We start from the raw sequence: 2,577 nt of genomic DNA on the forward strand, positions 1-2,577 counted from the left end.
CTTCCACAGCAGGAATATGCCCAAACATTTCCTGGGTAAACGCCACTCGTTCCTCAACCGACTCCGTCACCCCACGCGCCTTCAGCGCTTCCAGGTGCGCCTCGACCGCATGCGTACGCTGGGTCAGCCCGCAATCGTTGGCGATCTGGATATTCAGCCCCGGCCGCGCGTTCAGCTCCAGAATCAGCGGGCCTTTCTCCTGATCCAGCACCATGTCCACACCGATATAACCCAGCCCGCACAGCTCGTAGCAGCCGGCGGCGAGTTTCATGAAACCGTCCCAGTAGGGCAGTTGCACGCCATCCACCGCGTTGGTGGTGTCGGGGTGTTTGTTGATGATGTTGTTCAGCCAAGTGCCGCGCAGGGTCAGGCCGGTGGCCAGATCGACACCGACGCCGATGGCGCCCTGATGCAGGTTGGCCTTGCCGCCGGACTGGCGGGTCGGCAAGCGCAGCATGGCCATCACCGGGTAGCCCATCAGCACGATGATGCGGATGTCCGGCACGCCTTCGTAACTGATGCTTTTGAAGATCTGATCCGGGGTCACTCGGTATTCGATCAGTGCACGGTCGCGGTGACCGCCCAGCGAATACAGACCGGTGAGAATGCTCGAGATGTGGTGCTCGAGTTCTTCGTGGGCGAGGATCTTGCCCGAGACCGTGCGATAGCGGCCCTCGAAGCGGTCGGCGATGACGATGATGCCGTCACCGCCGGCACCCTGGGCCGGTTTGATCACGAAGTCGTTGTGCCCGCCGATGATCGCGTCGAGCTTGTCGATTTCCTTCTCGGTGGAAATCACGCCATACAGCTCCGGCACATGAATGCCGGCTGCGATGGCGCGCTCCTTGGTGATGATCTTGTCATCGACGATCGGGTACAGGCTGCGCTTGTTGTACTTGAGCACGTAGTCGGCGTTACGCCGATTGATGCCCATGATGCCCCGCGCCTCCAGAGCCTTCCAGGTCTTCCAGAAACCGAACATCAGTGATCAGCCTTGTTGACGAATGCCTTGAAACGCACCAGTTCAGTCAGGCGGTAGCCGCGATAGCGACCCATCGCCAGCATGAAACCGACCATGATCAGCAGGATCGCCGGGAAGGTGAACACGAAGTACACCAGCTCCGGCACGGTCATGATCAGGTGTGCCAGCGAGGCGGCAAACAACGTACCGATCGCCACTTTCATCGCATGGCTGGCGCCACGTTCTTCCCAGGTGATCGACAGGCGTTCGATGGTCATGGTCAGAATCACCATCGGGAACAACGCAACAGACAAGCCGCGCTCCAGGCCGAGCTTGTGACTGAACAGGCTGATGGCCGCGATCAACACCACGACAAAGGTCAGCACCACCGACAGGCGCGGGAGCATTTGCAGCTTCAAGTGTTCCAGATACGAACGTAACGACAGGCCCAGCGCGGTGATCACGGTAAACAGCAGAATGCCGAAGCCCAGCTGCGTTTCGCGGAAGGCCAGGGCAATCAGCACCGGGGTGAACGTGCCGAGGGTCTGCAGGCCGATCAGGTTGCGCAGGATCAGGATCACCAGCACGCCGATCGGGATCATCACCATGATCATGAACGTCTGTTGAGTCTGCAGCGGCAGGCCGTACAGCGAGTATTCGAGGAAGTTGGCGTCGGTGTTTTCGTCCGTCAGCTTGGCCAGACGAATCGCGTTCATCTCGCTGTTGTTCAGGCTGAAGGTCACGTTGGCTTTCTTGCCGCCGTCGACGGTGATCAGGTTCTCGTCACCGGTCCACCACAGCAGACGGTCGGTCGGCAGGCCTTGCTCGCCGGTTTCCGGGTTGAAGTACAGCCAGTCGTTGCCGTTGAAGCTGCGCAGCCACAGTTCCGGGGTTTGCGGTTGATCGGCAACGAGGCGGATGGTGTGGACTTTTTCCACCGGCACGTGGGCGATGGACAGCAGCAACTCGACGATCTTCGCCTTGTGTGGCGTCGACGGGTCGCCGGCCAGCAGCAGTTTGACGTTGTCGTCGTTGACGTTGTTGACCCGCTTGATCGCCTCGCCAATAAAGGTTTCGACGTCGGCCGAGTGCTGGCGGATCGGTGCGAGCAGGGCTTCGGCGGCGATTTTTTCCGGGCCTTCGATGGCGATGCTGTCGCGGAAGGTCGGGCCTTTGATCTTGGATTTTTCGGCGGTGTAACGCTTGGTCAGGACCAGACGGTAATAAAGGGTCTGGTTGCCCTTGGCCCGGCGCGCCGACCAGGTGACCTTGCGGTTGCCGTCGACGCGGTTCACGGCGACGCCATAGTTATTGGAGATGAAGCTTTCGTTGAGGCTGACGTAGTCGCGGCTCAGGGGCGGCACGAACATCTGGATCTTCACCGGATCCTTGGTGCTGGCGACGAACTCGACCTTGGCGTCGATGTTCCACAAGTCGTCGGTGGCGTCTTCGGTCACCGGAATCCCGAGCACGAAAATCTGATAGGCCGTAACCGAAACGCCCAGCAACACCAGAATGGTGATCAGGATTTTCAGGTGGAAGGTTAGAGAACGCATGGAAATTACTCGGCGGTATGAGCGGCGATGGTGCAGGCGGGTTTGCCGGCAGCGTATTTA

Annotated in this window: 2 protein-coding genes; both read right to left on the reverse strand. The window is 59.9% G+C overall.

Annotation, left to right across the window (positions count from 1 at the left end; translation table 11 throughout):
• Positions 1-982, reverse strand: a 982-nt coding sequence (locus DBR24_RS04030) for an alpha-L-glutamate ligase-like protein (RefSeq protein ID WP_128613970.1), incomplete at its 3' end; no start/stop codon positions are given.
• On the reverse strand, positions 982-2,517 hold the full coding sequence (locus DBR24_RS04035) for an inactive transglutaminase family protein (protein WP_128613972.1): 1,536 nt from the start codon (positions 2,515-2,517) through the stop codon (positions 982-984). The genes DBR24_RS04030 and DBR24_RS04035, both read right to left, overlap by 1 nt.
• Between the last annotated feature and the right edge of the window lie 60 nt (positions 2,518-2,577).

The sequence above is a fragment of the Pseudomonas sp. HMWF006 genome, assembly GCF_003061205.1.
GTDB classification, from domain to species: Bacteria; Pseudomonadota; Gammaproteobacteria; order Pseudomonadales; family Pseudomonadaceae; genus Aquipseudomonas; species Aquipseudomonas monsensis.

Excerpts from the sequence above, each read along its gene's own strand:
- DBR24_RS04035 (WP_128613972.1), bottom strand. The coding sequence starts at position 2,517 with ATGCGTTCTCTAACCTTCCACCTGAAAATCCTGATCACCATTCTGGTG.